The sequence below is a fragment of the Megasphaera intestinihominis genome, from assembly GCF_040096415.1.
In the GTDB taxonomy this organism is placed as follows: Bacteria; Bacillota; Negativicutes; order Veillonellales; family Megasphaeraceae; genus Megasphaera; species Megasphaera intestinihominis.
In genome coordinates, this window is sequence record NZ_JBBMEU010000148.1 from 1 (window position 1) to 763 (window position 763).

A 763-nucleotide genomic window follows, 5' to 3' on the forward strand; every position below is an offset into this window, starting at 1 on the left:
TTACGAAATGCAGCTTCCTTCCTTTGGCACAGGTATAGGTATCGCTGTCTGCGTCATAGACCATATTGCTTCGGTGCCCGATTTTTTTCTTGAAGGCTGATGTCTTCCGGTATTCATACTCCCGTGGTTTGATGCATACCGTGCTTCCTTTCTTTTCTATCCAGTCCATGTTTTCTTCACTGTCATACCCGGCATCCGCCACAATATGATCTGCTAGTCTTCCATACCCTGATTCCAAGGCTGTCAAGAACGGGATCAAGGTCCGGGTATCCGTTGGATTCGGGAATAGGCCCAGTCCGATAATATATTCAGACTGTACCGCTAGTTGAAGATTGTAGGCCGGTTTCAGCTGCCCATTTTTCATGTGGTCTTCTTTCATGCGCATAAACGTAGCGTCGGGATCCGTCTTGGAATAACTGTTCCGTGTACCCATTACGGTCAGGTGGGCATCATATTCTTGTTGTTTCTCCCGGATGGCTGCTACCTGTTCAAACAGTTTTTGTTCTGCTGTTTTTCGATGGCCAGACCCTTGCACAAACGTGATGCCGTTTCCCTGGCATACGTCTACAACAGACCGGAGTAATTCATCGTCATCCAGAATAAAGGTATCCATGCCCGTGAAAGCCAGCATCTGTTCCTGGATTTGCCGCCGTTTTTCCTTTAGCTTAGCAATCCCTTTTTCTACTCGCTTGCGCCAGACAAACGTATAGCGGTTCGCATTAGCTTCCATCTTAGTCCCATCAATATACCATTCGGTAAAATC

At 47.1% G+C, this 763-nt stretch carries 1 protein-coding gene; it reads right to left on the reverse strand.

The window, feature by feature from the left end:
* Positions 1 to 730, reverse strand: a 730-nt coding sequence (locus tag WMO23_RS11400; RefSeq protein WP_349174146.1) for a transposase, incomplete at its 3' end; no start/stop codon positions are given.
* Positions 731 to 763 lie beyond the last annotated feature (33 nt).